The following is an 18115-nucleotide window of genomic DNA, read 5'->3' on the forward strand; positions in this document are numbered from 1 at the left end:
CATGAATATTCTCGATAAGATCATTGCAGATAAATTCAAAGAAGTCGAATTAAAGAAATCATTGATCCCGGTTTCTCAGCTTGAAAGTTCAGTGCTTTTTGACAGAAAATGTTTTTCCCTTGCTGAAAACCTGAAAAGCGGTTCAGGAATTATAGCTGAACATAAAAGAAGATCTCCTTCAAAGTCGGTGATCAATCAAAGCCATAATGTTCAGGATGTGACCAAAGGATATGAAGACGCCGAAGTTTCAGGAATTTCAGTATTAACAGATGGCAAATATTTCGGGGGATCTCTTGAAGATCTGCTTTATGCCAGAGCTTCGGTAGAAACTCCAATTCTTCGAAAGGAATTCATGATCGATAAATACCAGGTTACAGAAGCCAAAGCTTACGGAGCTGATGCTATTCTCTTGATCGCTGCGGTTTTGACTGAAGAACAATTGATCTATCTTGCAAATTCGGCAAAGGAACTAGGAATGGATGTGCTTCTGGAAATTCATAATGAAGAAGAACTGCAAAAATCATTAAAGGTGAAGGCTGATATGATCGGTGTGAATAACCGGAATCTAAAAACTTTTGAGGTCAGTATCGAAAATTCAAAGAAACTGGCAGAGTTAATTCCGAATGAATTTGTAAAAGTTTCAGAAAGTGGGATTAGTAATACCTCAGCAATAGCAGATCTTAAAAATTACGGTTATCAGGGATTTCTCATCGGGGAAAATTTCATGAAAACCGATAATCCGGGAGCTGCTGCAAAAGAATTTATTACAGAATTAAAATCTATTGTTTAAATGGATCAAGAGAACATGAAACAAAAAGCCCTGATCACTTCGGCGTCGGGACAGAGTTCAGGATTGAGTATTAAAGTTTGTGGAATGCAACAGGCCGGAAATATGATTCAGGTAGCCGAATTGCAGCCCGATTATATGGGGTTGATATTTTACGAAAAATCGCCTCGCTATTTTGACGGTGAATTACCTGCGATCGCTCCGGAAATCAAGAAAGTTGGTGTTTTTGTAAATGCTGAAATCGAAGAAATAAAAGAAAAGATTATAAAATATAGCCTGAATGCAGTTCAGCTTCATGGAGATGAATCGGCAGATTTTGCTAAAGATCTGAAAGTAGAACTTCAGCAATTGGGCAACACCCCGGAGATCATCAAGGTATTTTCTGTTGGAGATGATTTCGATTTTCAGGAAACCAAAGCCTTTGAAGGCATTGTCGATTATTTCCTTTTTGATACCAAGGGCAAGCTTCGCGGTGGAAATGGAACTGAATTCGACTGGAAGATTTTAAAAGATTACCCTTCAAATACGCCTTTCTTCTTAAGCGGAGGAATTGGCCCCGAACATGGAAAGGCCATTGCCGAATTAAAAAGTCATTTTTACAGAGATGGCAAACCGGGATTGCTTTATGCTGTAGATGTGAACAGCAAATTCGAATTAAAACCCGGACTAAAAAAATTAAAGGAATTGAAAGATTTCAAAACTCAGATAAATTCATAAAATGAGCTATCAGGTTGATGAAAAAGGATATTACGGAGAATTTGGCGGCGCCTACATTCCCGAAATGCTGTATCCAAACGTGGAAGAATTGCGTTCGCGCTATTTAGATATCATGAAAGAAGAGTCTTTTCAGAAAGAATTCAAGGATCTTCTGAAAGAATATGTAGGTAGGCCTACACCACTCTATTATGCCAAACGCTTTAGCGAGAAATACGGTACAAAAGTTTACCTGAAAAGGGAAGATCTGTGCCATACCGGCGCACATAAAGTAAATAATACCATCGGACAAATCCTGATGGCGCAGAAACTTGGCAAGAAGCGAATCATTGCGGAAACCGGTGCAGGTCAGCATGGAGTTGCTACGGCAACCGTTTGCGCTTTAATGGGAATGGAATGCATTGTTTATATGGGCGAGATCGATATAGACAGACAGGCACCGAATGTGGCTCGTATGAAAATGCTTGGAGCGAAGGTAGTTCCGGCTAAATCTGGAAGTAGAACCTTGAAGGATGCAACAAATGAGGCAATCCGTGACTGGATCAACAATCCGGTGGATACGCATTATATCATCGGTTCTGTCGTTGGACCTCATCCATATCCAGATATGGTGGCACGATTCCAGGCGGTGATCTCAGAAGAAATTAAAAATCAGCTTCAGGAAAAAGAAGGCAGGGAAGACCCTGATTTTGTAGTGGCCTGCGTTGGTGGTGGAAGCAATGCTGCCGGAGCATATTATCATTATCTGGACAATCCTGAAGTTGGAATTATCGCGGTTGAAGCTGCCGGAAAGGGAGTAGATTCAGGAGAAAGTGCGGCTACCTCAGCACTCGGGAAAGCCGGAATTATCCACGGAAGTAAAACTTTACTCATGCAAACTGGCGACGGACAAATTACCGAACCTTATTCAATTTCTGCCGGGTTAGATTATCCCGGTGTAGGTCCAATGCATGCAAATTTATTTACGAGTGGTCGCGGGGAATTCATTAGTGTCACCGATGAGGATGCGATGAAAGCCGGGCTGGAACTGGCAAAATTGGAAGGTATTATTCCCGCCATCGAAACTTCTCATGCTCTGGCAATTTTTGAAACCAGGAAGTTTGAAAAAGATGATATCGTGGTGGTAAATCTTTCCGGTCGTGGTGATAAAGACCTGAATACGTATATCGAATATTTTAATTTATAGTTCATCATTCTGATCTTGTTTCAGAATCTATTGAGACGCTGAAATAAATTCAGACTGACGAATTACTAAGAATATTGAAAAATGAACAGAATAAATAAAAAACTGCAGGAAGACCATAAACTGCTTTCCATATATTTTACCGCCGGATACCCGGATTTTGAGGATACCGAAAAGATCATCGTGGATCTGGAAAAAAATGGGGTCGATTTTATTGAAATCGGACTACCATTTAGTGATCCTCTGGCTGACGGACCTACCATTCAGGAGAGTTCTACGAAGGCTTTAAAGAATGGAATGACCACTGAGAAACTTTTTCAGCAGTTAGAAGGAATTCGAGAAAAAGTTGAAATTCCACTTATCATCATGGGTTATTTTAATCCTATGCTTCAATATGGCGTTGAAGATTTCTGCAAAAAATGCCAGGAAACTGGTATCGACGGACTCATTATTCCAGATTTGCCCGTAGATGTTTATCATGATAAATACAAACAGCTATTCGAAAAGTATGGTTTGAGGAACATTTTTCTTATTACACCACAGACTTCAGATGAAAGAATTCGTTATATAGATTCGGTTTCTGATGGCTTTATCTACATGGTGAGTAGTGCCAGCGTCACCGGTTCTACCAGTGGCTTTGGTGAAGAAACTAGGGAATATTTTAAAAGGATAAATGATCTGGATCTAAAAAACCCACAGATCGTTGGATTCGGGATAAAAGACAAAGAGACATTCAACCAGGCTACAGAATATGCGAAAGGAGCAATTCTTGGAAGTGCTTTTATCAAGCATCTAATTGAGAATGGGACTTCAAATATTCCGTCCTTTGTCCAGAAAGTTAAGCTTTAACCTAATTGTAACAGGCTCTTAGCAGCTTTTAAGACTAGTTCTACCTATCTTAGAGTAAATCATAAAAACAAAAGTTATGGGAGGACCAATTGAAGATAAACACAAAGGTAGAACGAAGGATCAAAAGAATCCTACAAACCCTACCGGAAATCGTAATGAAAAAACGAATGAAGTAGATATTGATGAAACAACCATCAAAGACCAACAGAATAAACAATAGTTTATGGGAAAAGGAGATAAAAAAACTAAGCGAGGAAAAATTGCAATTGGAACCAGTGGCAAATTAAGGCCGAAACGAAAAAAGTTCAAAATAAAACCTACGACACTGGCAGACCAGGATAAAAAAGAATTGCAATAATTCGACTTAGAAAAATTCTTTATACTGAAGAACCCTGAAATCAAGCGTATTGAATTCAGGGTTTTTCTTTTTCAATTCTTTATACAGTGGATTGCTTCCCACAGCGATATTTGCCGCTCCTGAAGGTGCTATAAGAGACACTGTTTTTATCAATCTGCCATCTAAAATAAATTGATGAATTCTAGGCGATTTGTTTGTAATGACTTTCATCTTAATATCCGGGTGATTCTCTTTCAAATATCGTCTAAAGAAAAACTCAGGCCCGTTTTTAGAATTTCCTCCAGTAAAAAGCAAAGTCTCAATCTTAGGATTATCACGCAGGATTTTGATCATATCGCGAAGCTCCACTTTTTGCATTCCAAGATCTGAAGCATCGATCTTCTCTCTCCTACTGCTTTCAACCACATCGCAAATCCCAATTCCTCGGTTGATCAGAAAATCTTTTCGCTCCTGAATAGCTTCCTGAGTATTTTCAAATTTGAGATCGAGATCAAAAATCCTGTTTAGAATGATCCATAATTGCCCATCCCGGCTACCATAACAAAAATCCACGTCATCTTCTTTAAATTTCCCCTGAGTGAATCTAGGCGGCGGAAGAGTTCCAACAACCAGCTTCGTCGCTGTTTCAGGAATAAATGGTGGGTAAGGATGTTTATGATGAAAAAGTTCCAAATCGATCTTCAATTTTATTGTGCACCGTCAAGCTGAACTTGTTTAACTTCGTTGACTCTTCGATTTCAGCTTCTCAGATCCTAAAACAAGTCCAGCATGACAATGTTTTTATCTTATGAATGTTGGTTCATTCTCATTTTCTGTGTGCTCTTCGCTATATCGATAATCATCATAATCGAAGCCTTTTACATCTTCCAGAGTTTTGCAGTCATTATCGATGATATAGCGAACCATAGAACCACGTGCCTTTTTAGCGAAAAAGCTAATAATCTTAAGTTTTCCATTCTTAAAGTCCTTGAAAACCGGTGAGATCACAGGGACTTTTAGTTTTTTTGTATCCACCGCCTTAAAATATTCATTACTGGCAAGATTCAGAAAAAGCTCATCATCTTCCAGTTCATCATTCAAATATTCGGTCACCTTTTTCTGCCATACTTCATATAGATTATTTTTTCTTTCAATCCCAATAGAAGTTCCCATTTCCAGTCGGTAAGGCTGCATCAGGTCAAGTGGTCGCAGAATTCCGTACATTCCGGAAAGAATTCTTAACGTGTCCTGAAGTTTATCGAGTTTATCTGTTGGAATCGTATAAGCATCCAAACCAGTATATACATCGCCATTAAAAGCATACATGGCAGGACGGGAATTCTTCTTATCATGATCTTCCTGAAATTCCTGATATCGAGTATAGTTGAGATCTGCCAGCTTATCACTGATGCTCATTAATTCTGAAATCTGCTTTTTGCTTTGTCTGGCAAGTTTGCGGTTCAGCTTAGAAGCTGTTTCCAGAAATTCAGGCTGAGTGCCTCTTGTAGTTGGTAATTTTGATTCATAATCCAGCGTTTTCGCCGGCGAAACAACAATTTTCATTTCTCTTAGGTTATTTTCTACCAAAGATAACTTATCATCTTAAAAACTGAAAAATCCCTGAAATTTGTTTCTTATGAATCTATAGAAGCCATTTATGCTATAAATCGTCTAATTGATTTTTAGCATATCCACGCCATTTTTCAATGCAGTTTACCATATCTTCAGGAATATCTGAATTAAAGCTCATCCACTTTCCAGTTGTTGGATGTTCAAATCCTAAAGTCTTTGCATGAAGTGCCTGTCTTGGAAGTATCTTAAAACAATTATCTACAAATTGCTTATATTTAGTAAAAGTTGTTCCTTTTAAAATCCTATCACCACCATAACGCTCATCATTAAAAAGTGTATGGCCGATATATTTCATATGAACACGAATTTGATGCGTTCTTCCGGTTTCAAGTTTACACGAAACCAGTGTTACATAACCAAGTCGCTCAATGACCTTAAAATGAGTAACGGCTGGTTTACCATTTTCGGCATCATCACCCTCATATACGATATTTTGTAATCTATTCTTTGGATTTCGGCCAATATTCCCTTCGATCCTGCCTTCCTCTTCATCAATATTTCCCCAAACGATGGCAACATATTCACGCTCACTCGTTTTATCGAAGAATTGTTTAGACAGATGTGCCATGGCTTCCTCAGTCTTTGCGACAACCAGAAGTCCGCTGGTATCTTTATCGATTCTATGAACTAGTCCAGGACGATCACTACTATTATTCGGCAAATTATCAAAATGATGAACCAAGGCGTTGATCAAAGTTCCGCTATAATTTCCATGACCTGGATGCACCACCATTCCGGCGGGTTTATTCACTACCAGTAAAGTTTCATCTTCATAGACGATATCAAGAGGAATATCTTCTGGAACCAGTAAATATTCATAAGGTGGATGCTCGAACATTACCTGAACGGTGTCACCGCCTTTTACTTTATAATTCTGCTTGACGGTATCTCCATTTACGTAGATATTTCCGCTTTTGGCAGCTTTCTGAATCTTATTTCGAGTAGCATTTTCGATGAAATTCATCAAATACTTATCCACACGAAGCGGTCTTTGCCCTACCTCAGCTACGAATTTGTGATGTTCATAAAGACTTTCGTCTTCTTCTTCATCTTCTATCTCTTCTCTCTGGTCTTTATTAGAATTCATCAACTTCGCTTTCGGTTTCGCTTTCTACATCAAGCGTATCTTCTTCGGTACTTCGGTATCTACCGCTTCCATCTCCAAGAACCAGGTCTATCACAGAAGTCTTCATCAATTCATCACCCGGCTCTACCAGTTTACCTTTATGCCTTAATTCAAGAACCGCATCTTCAGCGATATCTGGTTTATAAGATACCTCTCCAATCTCAAATCCAAGAGATCTTAAAGTAGGCTCCACCTGTCTTCTGGTCTTCCTGATAAGATTCATTGGTACTTCAATTTTTCTATATCCTGAAGGATTCAGAGTCAAATAGATCTTTCGATCTTCCTTCACAAATTTTCCCGGAGCTGGCACCTGATCTATTACAGAATATCTTGGGAAATCGGGATTGAAATTTGCTGAATCAAGGATCTCAAAATCAAGATCCATTTCTTCCAACCTCTCTTCAACATTATCCAGATTCATTTTCGCCAGGTCTGGAACTTCAATTCTCTGATCCTGATTGGTAGAATAATCAAGCCATTGCATCGTTAAAAATGATAGCACGACTAATACAATTACTGCAAGGACAAGTTGAATTAAAAATGTCTTGCTGAAAATAAATCGAAATAATCCCATAGTTTTTAGATAATGGGCAAAGATATAAAACCCTTTGGTTTTGGTGACTGCCCTTTTAAGTGATATTTTTGTTTAACGAGTTCTAACCGGATATATTGAATATGAAGAAAAAAATTGCCATTGCAATGGGCGGATATTCCAGTGAATATCGCATTTCCATCAACAGCGGAAATATTGTTTACAAACACCTTGATCGTGATCTTTATGAGCCTTACCGGGTTCATATTTTACAGAGCGAATGGTTTGTCGTGGCAGAAGATGATACTCCCTATCCTATCAACAAAAGTAATTTCACGGTAAAAATTGACGATAAGGTAATTACATTCGACTGCGTATTTAATACCATCCATGGAACACCAGGTGAAAATGGACTTTTACAGGCCTACCTGGAATTAATAGGAATTCCCCAAACAAGTTGTGATTATTATCAGTCTGCACTGACTTTTAATAAAAGGGATCTTATTAGTGTTTTAAAGCCATACGGAGTAAAAGCTGCCACGAATTATTTTCTGAATAAAGATCAGGAGATCAATACCAAAGAAATTGTTGATACGGTTGGACTCCCATGTTTTGTAAAGGCGAATCGTGCCGGAAGCAGCTTTGGAGTAACCAAAGTTAAAACTGAGGACGAAATAATAAGTGCAGCTAAAACAGCCTTTACTGAAGATGATGAAGCCATTATTGAATCCTTTTTGGATGGAACCGAAGTTTCCGTTGGAGTGATTACTTATAATGGCGAAGTTTTGGCTTTACCAGTCACAGAAATAGTTCCGGATGGTGAATTCTTTGATTATGAAGCGAAGTATTTAGGAAAGTCTCAGGAGATCACACCGGCAAGAATTTCTAATGAAGACACTAAAAAGGTTCAGGATATCGCTGTAATGATTTACAAAAAACTGAAGATGAAAGGACTTTCCCGATCAGAATTTATCTTTCATAATGGCGAGCCTCATTTTATTGAAATGAATACGAATCCTGGAATAAGCCAGGCCAGTATCTTACCTCAACAGGCCGAAAAGGCCGGGATAAGTCTGAAAGATCTTTTTGGAAGTACTATTGAAGCTGCCTTAAATCAATAAATCATAAATTCTGTTTATCTTTTACATTTAAAACCTATCTAAAACCGCCTGATGAGAAAAGCAGTTTTTCCCGGATCTTTCGATCCCTTAACTTTAGGACATACCGATATTATTGACCGTGCGCTACCTCTTTTTGATGAGATCATTCTGGCGATCGGCACAAATTCAAGCAAAAAATATATGTTCAGCCTGGAAGAACGACTACATTTTCTGAAAGAAACTTATCAGGACGAGCCGAAAATAAAAGTTGAGACCTATAAAGGGCTTACAATAGACTTTTGTAAATCTAAGAACGCCGGGTTTATTTTACGCGGATTAAGAAACGGGCAGGATCTTGAATTTGAAAAAGCCATCGGGCAAACTAATTATAAAATGTCTGGCATCGACAGTATTTTTCTAATTTCAAGCTCCGGAAAAGCACATATTTCTTCTACCGTGGTTCGGGACGTAATGCATCATGGCGGAAACTATGAATTTATGGTGCCAGATGTGGTTAGAAAAAAATAGATTAAGACGTTTCCAAACGAAGTGGAGAATTTAAGAATCTTAATTCTGAAATAATTTCAGGAAAACAGCTTTTAAAGATCAAATTTTAATCTAGCGCCTCCGAAGAAATTTCTTGGATTTCCGGGATAGTGATATCGTGGAGATGAACCTCCGAAACCAACAGCATTCGTCACGATGCTTGCTGCATAATTCTCATCCAGTATATTATTGATCCCGAAATTGAACTGCAGATCGAATTTTTCATTCAAATTCCAGTTATAATTCAATTTTAAATTGAGCAGTTCATAAGGATCTGTGTAACCCGAATTTGAGTCATTTAATGCCATTTCACCGAATGCCTGGAAATTGAGATTTGCTGTTAGATCTTTAATACTAAATTCTATTCCGGGTGAAATCATATATTTCGGCACTCCTGGAATTTCGTTTCCTGAATAGTTTTCCCCAAGGTCCACGAACTTATCGAAAGTAAAAAAGTTGAAATTAGAGTTCAGGAATAATCTTAATCCAATTTCATTTGGAAAGCTGGTTTGATATATCGAGGTGAACTCAATTCCGTTATGATCTGCTTTTCCGGCGTTAACTCCAACGTATTGATCCTGCCCCACTCTTCTTGCCACTAATAAATTCCTTATCTGAATGGAATACAGGTTCAATTCAGTAAAAAGTTTATTATTTAACCAGTTCCCTTTGAAACCAATTTCATAGTTCCACCCAGTTTCAGTCTGAAGATCGGTATTTATTAATCCTTCCGGCGTTAGAGTTTCGGCAACTGTTGGTGTTGAAAATCCATGGCTCATCGAGGCGTAAACATTCTTCCCATCAAAAACCTCGTAATTCAATCCCATTCTTGGTGAAATTACAGGATCAAACGAATAACTACCAGATTGATCGATATCACCATCAGCAAACCTGTCTTCAAGATCATATGACGTTGAATTAAAATTCAATCCTAATTCGGCCCTCAACTTAGGAGTCAGTCGGCTATTAAGCTGAGCAAATACATTTACATAATTTCTATCTTGTTCATTCAGGCTTAATCGATCTCCCTGAATACTTCTTCTTTCTTCTGCTTGCTCATAACGATTTTCAAAAGTTCCAGTTTCATAAAATTCAAACATGGTTTCCGTCCCAAAACTGAATTCAGATTCCTTTTTAAAAATTTCGGTTTTTAAATTAAACCTTGTTCTTGCTCCAATAGACTGCCTGTCTTCATCTAGAATATCAAAAGGTCGTGGCTCATACCCATCCCGAGAATTATAGAATACCGAAGTAGTATTGATGAGCTTTTCAGAAAAATTATGTTCGTAGGCGACACCAAAAATATTCTTGTCATAAGACTCATAACCAGCCGCCTGATTCCAGGTAAAAGCTGCTTTTTCAGGATCATTTCTGAAATCTGATTCACTCAAGGAACTCGGAATATATGCTTTGAGATTAGTGTATGAGAAAAAGAACGACCAGTAATTACCCGATTTATTGATAAGACCTGCCGAACCAAGCATTGAAATACGGTCATATGCACCATTTTGCCTGTATCCGTCACTTTGAACCTGGTTATAATTAAAAGAAAGATCGAGACTATCTTTCACATAACTCAAATTGACTCCGTTTTTTCGGGTATTGAACCTTCCATAATTGAAATTGGTAGTAATAGATCGCTGATCTTTTTGATTCCTGTTAGTATAAAGATTGATGGAGCCACCTAAACCGGCACCGTAAGCTGAGGACACCGGACCTTTATAGATCTCGATTCGATCGAGATATTCAGCATCAAAATCATCTAGCGTCAATTCGCCTTCAGCTGTAGTAAGTGGAATCCCATTGATATATGCTTTAATGCGATTGGTGCTATATTGAGACCTGGCGCCAATCCCCCGAATATTGATCTTGTTCGTATTCAATGCACCCTGACTTACAAACACACCAGAAACATAATTAAAATTCTGAACCAGGTTGAAGTTATCGGTTCTTTGAAGATCATTTTTTGAGATTAAACCAACCGATGCCGGAATTTCCCTGATCTTTTCAGGAATATTAGCGCTTCGAACAACAATTTCAGATAATTGATCTATATCCTTTTCCAGGTAAGCCTCTATTCTACTTTCATTTTCCTGAAAGATCAAAATTGAACCTAAATAATCCTCACGGCAAAATTCTAATTCAACAGGAAAGCTAACCTCATCAAAACTGAAATTCCCAAACCTGTCAGTTAACTGACTTTCACCGGAGTTTCTATCAGTTACCTTAACCCTTTCCAAAGGAATTTTAGATCTACTATCAAGTACCCGACCTTTAAATTGCTGGGCGTTGGCAGTCTGGATTAGAAATAGAATCAATGAGAATATGAATAGAGAGTTCTTCAAGTTTTTAGCTTTAGACCACAATTTTAACCAATATTCAATAAAAAAACCGGGTTTGGAGAGTTTTATAAAACAGTGATTTTTATTATTCCAATTCTCGGAAATATAGATAAGGCCGATGTTTTTGGTTGCTTTCAGACTTTTTAATTAAGTTTACGGCTATATTTTTAGAAAATTTTATGAAAAAACTGTGGTTGGCATTGGGGATTGTGATCAGCCTTTCATCTTGTGATTTTTCTAAGTACAAGCTGGTTAAAGATTACGATTTCGAAACCCGATTTGAAAAAACTGATGGTACCGAAACCGGTACTTATGCAGAGGTTATAGAATTTTATAAGAAACTGGCAGAGGCATATCCAAGCATCAGCCTTCAGGAATTTGGTGAAACCGACAGCGGACTTCCGCTACATCTTGCCATTTATAATCCTAGTGGAGAATTTGATCTGGAAAAGCTTCGAAAGTCCCACAGCGTCATGCTTATCAACAATGGAATTCATCCCGGTGAAAGCGACGGAATTGATGCAACGATGATGATGTTCCGGGATATGGCCGGAGATTCCATAGCATCACCAAAAAATACAGTAATCGCTACTATTCCTATCTATAATGTTGGTGGCACTCTTAACAGAAATTCAGGCAGCAGAACTAATCAGAACGGACCAAAAGAATATGGTTTTAGAGGAAATGCCCGTAACTACGATTTAAACAGGGATTTTATAAAGTCTGATACTAAAAACGCTCAGACCTTCTACGAAATCTTCCATTATCTGGATCCCGATGTATTTATAGACAATCATGTGAGCAACGGAGCAGATTACCAGTATACACTTACTCATTTATTTACTCAGCATGATAAACTTGGGGGTAACCTTGGAGATTATGTTCAGAAAAAAATGATGCCGGCACTGGAAGACTCTTTAAAAGCTAAAGACTGGGACATTACTCCCTACGTGAACGTTTTTAATGAAGTTCCGGAAAATGGATTTTCACAATTCATGGATTCACCAAGATATTCTACGGGCTATACCAGCCTCTGGAATACGCTGGGAATGATGGTGGAAACCCATATGCTGAAGCCTTATGAAAAAAGAGTCTGGGGAACTTATGAATTAATGAGATCGATGATCAAGATCACCGATGCTGAAAGCTCAGTGATCAAAGATCTTAGAAATCAGGCTAGAAGAAAATATCTTACCGATAGAAAATATAATCTAAGGTTTGAAATTGATAAAGAGAATCCATCAAAGAGAGAATTTAAAGGTTTTGAAGCTGAAAATATCGCCAGCGAAGTAACCGGACAGGAGCGACTAAAATATGATCGTGATAAAACTTTCACGAAAGAGATCGAATATTTTGACAATTTTAAGGTGACAGAAGAAATTGAGATTCCTAGGGCATACATCATTCCACAAGGTTGGTGGACTGTTGTAGACAGGTTGAAGATGAATGATATTAAAATGGAAACTCTAGACAGGGATACCATTATAAACGTTGAAGTCTATAAGATCGAAGATTATGAAACTTCAGAAACGGCTTACGAAGGCCATTATCCTCATAAAAATACTAAGGTTTCAACAAGTTCTGAAGATGTTAGATTCCAGAAAGGAGATTATATGATAACTACTTTTCAGGACGGAGCCAGATATTTAATTGAAACCCTGGAACCATCTGCGGTAGATTCATTTTTTAACTGGAATTTCTTCGACACGGTTCTTCAGCAGAAAGAAGGTTTTTCGCCTTATGTTTTTGAAGATATCGCAAAAGATATGCTGGACAAAGATCCAGAACTTAAAGAAGAATTTGAGAACAAGAAAAGCAGTGATGCCGAATTTAGAAATAACTGGTATACACAGTTAGATTGGATCCATAAAAGATCCAGCAACTATGAAGACGCACATTTACGCTACCCAGTCTTCAGACTTCCCCGCTAAGAATTTTTCAGGAAATAACATTTTAATATTGGCATAGGATTTTTTCAAAGCTTTTTGACTTTTTTCAAGGTCTTTCCATTTAGCTTTCTTAATACCTTCTTTCACTTCAGGAACAAGCTCACCGTCATAATCTGTATGCATTTCATACCAGTATGTTTCCTTAAGTTTTAGTTTGCCTTTTCGCTTGAATACGTGGTAAGTCTTTGTGATAAAACGAGTGATCTCGAGATTCTTAACTCCTGTTTCTTCTTCTACTTCTCGAATTGCAGATTCTTCGATACTTTCATTCTTTTCAGTTTTACCTTTTGGTAGATCCCAACGATTATTTCTGTATATAAAAAGGATTTCCTTTTTAGAATTAACTACCATACCACCAGCAGCAGTCACCACCTTCATTTTTTTCAGAAGAAGCTTTAAAAGCTTGTTTTCGTCTTTATGATAAAGGTTTACGTAATGTAGTTTTCCTTTCAGAATTTTTCTGATCACTTTTTTAAGTCGGACAGTCTTTAAAGGAAAAGAAGTGTAGTTTTCCCCGATTTCTTTCTTGGTTGAAACAATTATGGGAATATCATTCACAAAAACTTTATACATTTGCAGCTATGATTTTGAATAAAGAAACAGCAAAAAAGACTGCTGAGCTTTTATTGCAAATTAAAGCAATAAAATTAGAACCACAAGAGCCATTTACTTGGGCCAGCGGCTGGAAATCGCCAATTTATTGTGATAACAGGATCATTTTGTCATACCCGATGATCAGGAATTACGTTAGGGAAAACTTTGCCAAACAGATCGAAGAGAAGTACGGCAAGCCTGATGTGATCGCCGCGGTTGCGACGGGTGCCATAGGTATTGGTATGTTGGTAGCAGAATACCTAAGTCTTCCATTCGCATATGTTAGACCTGAACCAAAAGGCCATGGAAGACAGAACCAGATTGAAGGAAACCTGGAAGAAGGTCAGACTGTAGTAGTGATCGAAGATCTAATCAGCACTGGAAATAGTAGTCTTAATGCAGTGAAAGCCCTTCACGAGGCTGGAGCAAATGTGAAAGGAATGTTCGCTATTTTCACTTATGGTTTTGATACTTCGGTTAAAAACTTTGAAAATCTGGATATTGAGCTTCATACCTTAAGTGATTATGAAAATCTAATAGAGACAGCTCAGAACACGAATTATATAAATATTGAAGAAGCAGGAGTTTTACGAAAGTGGAGAGAAGATCCTGCAAACTGGAAACCATAATATGAAATTAGAAAGCCAAAAAGTAACAGCAGATAAGAGTCAGCAGGAAATGTTTCAATTCCTGACGAATGTTGAGAATTACGAACAAATAATGCCTTCGAGCAAAGAGAAATTTGAAGTATTAACGGAAGACAGTTTTCTTTTTCAATTAAAAGGAATGCCAGAAATTCGTCTTAAAATCGTTGAAACTAATGAACCAAATCTTGTGGTTCTGGGTTCTACATCAGATAAATTTCCTTTCCAATTAAAAACTCATATTACAGATGCCGGCAATGAAAAGAGTGAAGTGAATATGGATTTTGAAGGAAAATTCAATGCTATGATGAGCATGATGATAAAAGCACCTTTGAAAAAGTTTATTACAGCTTTAACTGAGAATATCGGTAAACTGTAATTTTAGGATCAAAGAATATTAGAAGCCGGACATTGCTCCGGCTTTTTTTATTTAATAAAGCAGCTTAATTTCTTTAAGGTCGTAAGTTCTAAAAACAGCATCTTCTATTTCCAGATTCAATTTTCCTTCTGTGGTAACTCCCCTGATTATTCCATTGAACTTCTCCCCTTCTTTAGAGGAAAATGAAGAAACCACATTCAATCGAAACATATTTCTTGCATATTCCTCGAGAATATCTGTTGACTCTCTTGAATTTAATTTCTTAAGAGCCTTTTCAATTTCAGCTATGAACCGCAAGAGAAGTTCATCCAGGTCATAAGATTTTTTTGTAACCGATTTCAGGGAGCCTGCCTGGGGTAATTGGTTGAAATTATCCTGATTAACGTTAAGCCCGATTCCAATGACACTGGCTACGATTCCTTCGGTCTTTACAATATTTTCAATCAGGATGCCACCTATCTTTTGTTTTGCTGACAGAATGTCGTTTGGCCACTTCACCTTAATATCAGGAATTTCAATTTGCTGAAGCACCTTTAATACAGATAAAGATATGGTTGCACTCAATAGAAAATGCCGGGAAATATTTAGTTTATTCTGAGGATACAGAATGCTGAAGGTGAGGTTTTCGCCTGCTTTAGACTCCCAATTAGATCCACGCTGACCTCGTCCTGCTGTCTGGGCAATTGCTCTTACACAAATAGGATCGAAATTAGCATTACCTTCGTAAAACTTCCTAACGAAAGAATTGGTAGACTCAATGGCATTAACTTTGATTATACGCATATATTAGTATAAGAGATAAGGCGTTAAAATCTTCTTTAACAATCTCTTTAAAAGAGCAAAAAATGATAAATTTGCGTAAATAAATTAATTTAATGTCGAAAAAGGAAAAAAACAGCGATCAACTTATTGCACATATCATAAAAGGGATAGAAGAAGTGAAGGGTAATGATATTGATATCCTGGACCTTAGAGAAATTGAAAATACAGTTTGTGATTATTTCATAATCTGCAATGGTACTTCAAACACGCAGGTTAACGCCATAGTAAATTCCATACAAAAAACAGTTAGTAAAAACCTGAAAGACAAACCCTGGCATATTGAAGGGAGTGAAAATGCAGAATGGGTGTTAATGGACTACGTTAATGTAGTTGTTCACGTATTTCAGAAGCATATCAGGGAATTTTACGATATTGAGAGCCTATGGGGTGATGCGAAGATCACTTCTATAGAAAGCAGTTATTAAATCTAAAATATTAGAAGAAGCACAGAATGGCGAATCAAAAACCGAAGAAAAAATTAGATCCCAAAAAACCTAAATTTAGTGCCTACTGGATTTATGCGGCGATCATTATTATATTTTTAGGACTTAATCTATTTGGTGATGGAGGTTTCTCAGAACCTGCAAAGACCAATCCTGCAGAATTTAAAGAGTACTTAAGAAGCGGTGATGTAAAGAAAGTTGAGATCATTAACCGTAACCAGGCAAGAGTTTATTTAACCAAAGAGGCAAAAGAAAAGGATATTCATAAGAAGAATATCGATCCTGATCTTTTCCCTACAGGTGAATCACCAACATATACTTTCCAATTCGGAGACCTTCAGAATTTCGAGAATGATATCAATGAGATCAAGAATGAGAATAATCTTGATACTGTTGTTACTTATGATACTTCAAGCGATGTTCTTGGAGATCTATTTTGGGCGTTGCTGCCATTCATCCTGATTATTGGAGTATGGATCTTTATCATGAGAAAAATGAGTTCTGGTGCCGGTGGCGGTGCAGGAGGTCAGATTTTTAATATTGGTAAATCCAAAGCGAAACTATTTGATCAGAATACAGATGTAAAAACATCCTTTAAAGATGTTGCTGGTTTAGAAGGCGCAAAAGAAGAGGTTCAGGAAATCGTAGACTTCCTGAAAAAGCCTGAAAAATACACTGCTCTCGGTGGTAAAATTCCGAAGGGAGCCTTATTAGTTGGTCCTCCGGGAACAGGTAAAACCTTACTTGCGAAAGCAGTTGCAGGTGAAGCAAAGGTTCCATTCTTTTCACTTTCAGGTTCAGATTTCGTTGAAATGTTTGTAGGTGTTGGAGCATCTCGTGTAAGGGATTTATTTAAACAGGCAAAAGAGAAGTCGCCATCAATCATATTTATTGATGAAATTGATGCCATTGGTAGAGCGAGAGGAAAAAGTAATTTCTCAGGATCTAATGATGAAAGAGAAAACACGCTGAACCAGTTACTAACTGAAATGGATGGTTTTGGAACGAATACGAACGTAATCGTGATCGCTGCAACCAACCGTGCAGATGTTCTGGATAAAGCATTAATGCGTGCTGGACGTTTTGACAGACAGATCTATGTTGATCTTCCAGATCTTAATGAAAGAAAAGAAATATTTGAAGTTCACCTGGCTCCTCTAAAAAGAGTTGCAGATGAACTGGATACTGAATTCCTTGCTAAACAAACTCCTGGATTTTCGGGAGCTGATATTGCAAACGTATGTAATGAAGCTGCTCTTATCGCCGCAAGAAAAGGTAATAAGGCAGTTGGAAAACAGGATTTCCTTGATGCGGTAGACCGTATCGTAGGCGGACTGGAAAAGAAAAATAAGATTATTACTCCTAGTGAGAAGAAAGCGATTGCTTTTCACGAAGCTGGACACGCTACGGTGAGCTGGATGCTTGAGCATGCTGCTCCACTAGTAAAAGTAACTATTGTTCCTAGAGGACAATCTCTTGGTGCCGCATGGTATCTACCAGAAGAAAGACTAATTGTTAGACCTGAACAGATGCTGGACGAGATGTGTGCGGCACTTGGTGGTAGAGCTGCTGAAAAGGTCATCTTCAATAAAATCTCCACAGGAGCTCTTAGTGATCTTGAAAAAGTAACCAAGCAGGCCAGAGCAATGGTAACTATTTACGGTCTTAATGAGGCTGTAGGTAATCTTACCTATTATGATTCTTCAGGGCAGAGTGAATACAACTTCACGAAACCATATAGTGAGAAGACTTCAGAATTGATTGATAAGGAGATCTCGAATTTAATTGAAGATCAATACAAGCGTGCACTAGATTTATTAGAACACAATAAAGACAAGCTAACTCAGCTTGCTGAAATTTTACTTGACAAAGAAGTAATTTTTAAGGACGACCTTGAAAAGATCTTCGGAAAACGTCCTTTTGAAAAAGAAAAGGAAGAAGGTAAACCACTGAAAGAAAAGAACACTTTAGAAGAAGGTTCCAAGAACGGAGCAGAATCTAAAGATTCAAAAGGTAAGGATACAGACGAAGAAGGAGAATTAACCGAAAACGATTCGGTTAATAAGTAGTGTAGAAGTTGAAGTAAAAAATCTGAAATTAAACAATGGTTAATTTCAGATTTTTTAACTTTGATAA

Annotated in this window: 20 protein-coding genes; 13 read left to right on the top strand and 7 right to left on the bottom strand. The window is 37.6% G+C overall.

Annotated features, from left to right (window positions below):
- Position 1 precedes the first annotated feature (1 nt).
- The 6 genes from trpC to RE431_RS10360 all read left to right on the top strand — a co-directional run bounded on the left by trpC (position 2) and on the right by RE431_RS10360 (position 3891).
- Positions 2 to 790: an indole-3-glycerol phosphate synthase TrpC gene (trpC, locus tag RE431_RS10335; RefSeq protein WP_309561900.1), complete on the top strand. Its 789-nt coding sequence runs from the start codon at positions 2 to 4 to the stop codon at positions 788 to 790.
- A complete protein-coding gene (locus RE431_RS10340; RefSeq protein ID WP_309561901.1) occupies positions 791 to 1504 on the top strand; it encodes a phosphoribosylanthranilate isomerase in 714 nt (237 codons plus the stop codon).
- 1 nt (position 1505) lies between these two features.
- The gene (gene trpB / locus RE431_RS10345; protein WP_309561902.1) at positions 1506 to 2687 is read left to right on the top strand and encodes a tryptophan synthase subunit beta; all 1182 of its coding nucleotides are present in this window, start codon (positions 1506 to 1508) and stop codon (positions 2685 to 2687) included.
- Positions 2688 to 2768: 81 nt separating this feature from the next.
- Complete coding sequence (gene trpA, locus RE431_RS10350; protein WP_309561903.1) at positions 2769 to 3533, top strand: tryptophan synthase subunit alpha; 765 nt, start codon at positions 2769 to 2771, stop codon at positions 3531 to 3533.
- 76 nt (positions 3534 to 3609) lie between these two features.
- Positions 3610 to 3753, top strand: coding sequence for a hypothetical protein (locus tag RE431_RS10355; RefSeq protein WP_309561904.1), 144 nt, complete (start codon positions 3610 to 3612; stop codon positions 3751 to 3753).
- 3 nt (positions 3754 to 3756) lie between these two features.
- The gene (locus RE431_RS10360) at positions 3757 to 3891 is read left to right on the top strand and encodes a 30S ribosomal protein THX (RefSeq protein WP_089666642.1); all 135 of its coding nucleotides are present in this window, start codon (positions 3757 to 3759) and stop codon (positions 3889 to 3891) included.
- A 6-nt stretch (positions 3892 to 3897) separates the two neighbouring features.
- Here the strand turns inward: RE431_RS10360 and RE431_RS10365 are convergent, their stop codons facing one another.
- From RE431_RS10365 to RE431_RS10380, 4 genes are all read right to left on the bottom strand, one after another.
- Positions 3898 to 4569, bottom strand: coding sequence for a uracil-DNA glycosylase family protein (locus RE431_RS10365; RefSeq protein WP_309561951.1), 672 nt, complete (start codon positions 4567 to 4569; stop codon positions 3898 to 3900).
- Positions 4570 to 4671: 102 nt separating this feature from the next.
- A complete protein-coding gene (yaaA, locus tag RE431_RS10370; protein ID WP_309561905.1) occupies positions 4672 to 5433 on the bottom strand; it encodes a peroxide stress protein YaaA in 762 nt (253 codons plus the stop codon).
- A gap of 97 nt (positions 5434 to 5530) precedes the next feature.
- A complete protein-coding gene (locus RE431_RS10375; RefSeq protein ID WP_309561906.1) occupies positions 5531 to 6589 on the bottom strand; it encodes an RluA family pseudouridine synthase in 1059 nt (352 codons plus the stop codon).
- Positions 6579 to 7202, bottom strand: coding sequence for a PASTA domain-containing protein (locus tag RE431_RS10380; protein WP_309561907.1), 624 nt, complete (start codon positions 7200 to 7202; stop codon positions 6579 to 6581). The genes RE431_RS10375 and RE431_RS10380 overlap by 11 nt, the downstream gene beginning before the upstream one ends.
- Before the next feature lie 101 nt (positions 7203 to 7303).
- Here RE431_RS10380 and RE431_RS10385 point away from each other — a divergent pair, with 101 nt between their 5' ends.
- Together RE431_RS10385 and coaD are read left to right on the top strand one after the other, a co-directional pair.
- Positions 7304 to 8281: a D-alanine--D-alanine ligase gene (locus RE431_RS10385; protein WP_309561908.1), complete on the top strand. Its 978-nt coding sequence runs from the start codon at positions 7304 to 7306 to the stop codon at positions 8279 to 8281.
- A gap of 51 nt (positions 8282 to 8332) precedes the next feature.
- Complete coding sequence (gene coaD, locus RE431_RS10390; protein ID WP_309561909.1) at positions 8333 to 8788, top strand: pantetheine-phosphate adenylyltransferase; 456 nt, start codon at positions 8333 to 8335, stop codon at positions 8786 to 8788.
- A 71-nt stretch (positions 8789 to 8859) separates the two neighbouring features.
- Here coaD and RE431_RS10395 read toward each other — a convergent pair whose 3' ends face one another.
- Entirely contained in the window at positions 8860 to 11151 is a 2292-nt protein-coding gene (locus tag RE431_RS10395; protein ID WP_309561910.1) for a TonB-dependent receptor family protein, read from the bottom strand.
- Positions 11152 to 11327: 176 nt separating this feature from the next.
- On the opposite strand from RE431_RS10395, the gene RE431_RS10400 reads away from it, so the two are divergent.
- Positions 11328 to 13079: a M14 family metallopeptidase gene (locus RE431_RS10400; RefSeq protein ID WP_309561911.1), complete on the top strand. Its 1752-nt coding sequence runs from the start codon at positions 11328 to 11330 to the stop codon at positions 13077 to 13079.
- On the opposite strand, the gene RE431_RS10405 is transcribed toward RE431_RS10400, so the two are convergent.
- On the bottom strand, positions 13047 to 13670 hold the full coding sequence (locus RE431_RS10405) for an NUDIX hydrolase (RefSeq protein WP_309561912.1): 624 nt from the start codon (positions 13668 to 13670) through the stop codon (positions 13047 to 13049). The two genes, RE431_RS10400 and RE431_RS10405, sit on opposite strands and share 33 nt — an antisense overlap.
- Before the next feature lie 8 nt (positions 13671 to 13678).
- Between RE431_RS10405 and pyrE the strand changes: the two genes are divergently transcribed.
- Positions 13679 to 14320: an orotate phosphoribosyltransferase gene (gene pyrE / locus RE431_RS10410; RefSeq protein ID WP_309561913.1), complete on the top strand. Its 642-nt coding sequence runs from the start codon at positions 13679 to 13681 to the stop codon at positions 14318 to 14320.
- Position 14321: 1 nt separating this feature from the next.
- Positions 14322 to 14714 (top strand): SRPBCC family protein, encoded by a 393-nt coding sequence (locus RE431_RS10415; RefSeq protein ID WP_309561914.1) that lies wholly within the window; start codon positions 14322 to 14324, stop codon positions 14712 to 14714.
- Between the two features lie 51 nt (positions 14715 to 14765).
- On the opposite strand, the gene RE431_RS10420 is transcribed toward RE431_RS10415, so the two are convergent.
- Entirely contained in the window at positions 14766 to 15497 is a 732-nt protein-coding gene (locus RE431_RS10420; protein ID WP_309561915.1) for a biotin--[acetyl-CoA-carboxylase] ligase, read from the bottom strand.
- Positions 15498 to 15589: 92 nt separating this feature from the next.
- Between RE431_RS10420 and rsfS the strand changes: the two genes are divergently transcribed.
- Together rsfS and ftsH are read left to right on the top strand one after the other, a co-directional pair.
- Entirely contained in the window at positions 15590 to 15961 is a 372-nt protein-coding gene (gene rsfS, locus RE431_RS10425; protein ID WP_089666629.1) for a ribosome silencing factor, read from the top strand.
- Positions 15962 to 15987: 26 nt separating this feature from the next.
- Positions 15988 to 18048, top strand: coding sequence for an ATP-dependent zinc metalloprotease FtsH (gene ftsH / locus RE431_RS10430; RefSeq protein ID WP_309561916.1), 2061 nt, complete (start codon positions 15988 to 15990; stop codon positions 18046 to 18048).
- Positions 18049 to 18115: the final 67 nt, after the last annotated feature.

The sequence above is a fragment of the Christiangramia sediminicola genome, assembly GCF_031344135.1.
GTDB classification, from domain to species: Bacteria; Bacteroidota; Bacteroidia; order Flavobacteriales; family Flavobacteriaceae; genus Christiangramia; species Christiangramia sediminicola.

What these genes read in the sequence shown, in the direction of transcription:
- RE431_RS10380 (WP_309561907.1), bottom strand. Translation starts at nt 7,202, where the DNA reads ATGGGATTATTTCGATTTATTTTCAGCAAGACATTTTTAATTCAACTT.
- yaaA (WP_309561905.1), bottom strand. Translation starts at nt 5,433, where the DNA reads ATGAAAATTGTTGTTTCGCCGGCGAAAACGCTGGATTATGAATCAAAA.
- RE431_RS10400 (WP_309561911.1), top strand. Translation starts at nt 11,328, where the DNA reads ATGAAAAAACTGTGGTTGGCATTGGGGATTGTGATCAGCCTTTCATCT.
- RE431_RS10375 (WP_309561906.1), bottom strand. Translation starts at nt 6,589, where the DNA reads ATGAATTCTAATAAAGACCAGAGAGAAGAGATAGAAGATGAAGAAGAA.
- trpA (WP_309561903.1), top strand. Translation starts at nt 2,769, where the DNA reads ATGAACAGAATAAATAAAAAACTGCAGGAAGACCATAAACTGCTTTCC.
- RE431_RS10415 (WP_309561914.1), top strand. Translation starts at nt 14,322, where the DNA reads ATGAAATTAGAAAGCCAAAAAGTAACAGCAGATAAGAGTCAGCAGGAA.
- pyrE (WP_309561913.1), top strand. Translation starts at nt 13,679, where the DNA reads ATGATTTTGAATAAAGAAACAGCAAAAAAGACTGCTGAGCTTTTATTG.
- RE431_RS10340 (WP_309561901.1), top strand. Translation starts at nt 791, where the DNA reads ATGGATCAAGAGAACATGAAACAAAAAGCCCTGATCACTTCGGCGTCG.
- trpC (WP_309561900.1), top strand. Translation starts at nt 2, where the DNA reads ATGAATATTCTCGATAAGATCATTGCAGATAAATTCAAAGAAGTCGAA.
- trpB (WP_309561902.1), top strand. Translation starts at nt 1,506, where the DNA reads ATGAGCTATCAGGTTGATGAAAAAGGATATTACGGAGAATTTGGCGGC.
- RE431_RS10405 (WP_309561912.1), bottom strand. Translation starts at nt 13,670, where the DNA reads ATGTATAAAGTTTTTGTGAATGATATTCCCATAATTGTTTCAACCAAG.
- RE431_RS10355 (WP_309561904.1), top strand. Translation starts at nt 3,610, where the DNA reads ATGGGAGGACCAATTGAAGATAAACACAAAGGTAGAACGAAGGATCAA.
- RE431_RS10360 (WP_089666642.1), top strand. Translation starts at nt 3,757, where the DNA reads ATGGGAAAAGGAGATAAAAAAACTAAGCGAGGAAAAATTGCAATTGGA.
- ftsH (WP_309561916.1), top strand. Translation starts at nt 15,988, where the DNA reads ATGGCGAATCAAAAACCGAAGAAAAAATTAGATCCCAAAAAACCTAAA.
- coaD (WP_309561909.1), top strand. Translation starts at nt 8,333, where the DNA reads ATGAGAAAAGCAGTTTTTCCCGGATCTTTCGATCCCTTAACTTTAGGA.
- rsfS (WP_089666629.1), top strand. Translation starts at nt 15,590, where the DNA reads ATGTCGAAAAAGGAAAAAAACAGCGATCAACTTATTGCACATATCATA.
- RE431_RS10420 (WP_309561915.1), bottom strand. Translation starts at nt 15,497, where the DNA reads ATGCGTATAATCAAAGTTAATGCCATTGAGTCTACCAATTCTTTCGTT.
- RE431_RS10385 (WP_309561908.1), top strand. Translation starts at nt 7,304, where the DNA reads ATGAAGAAAAAAATTGCCATTGCAATGGGCGGATATTCCAGTGAATAT.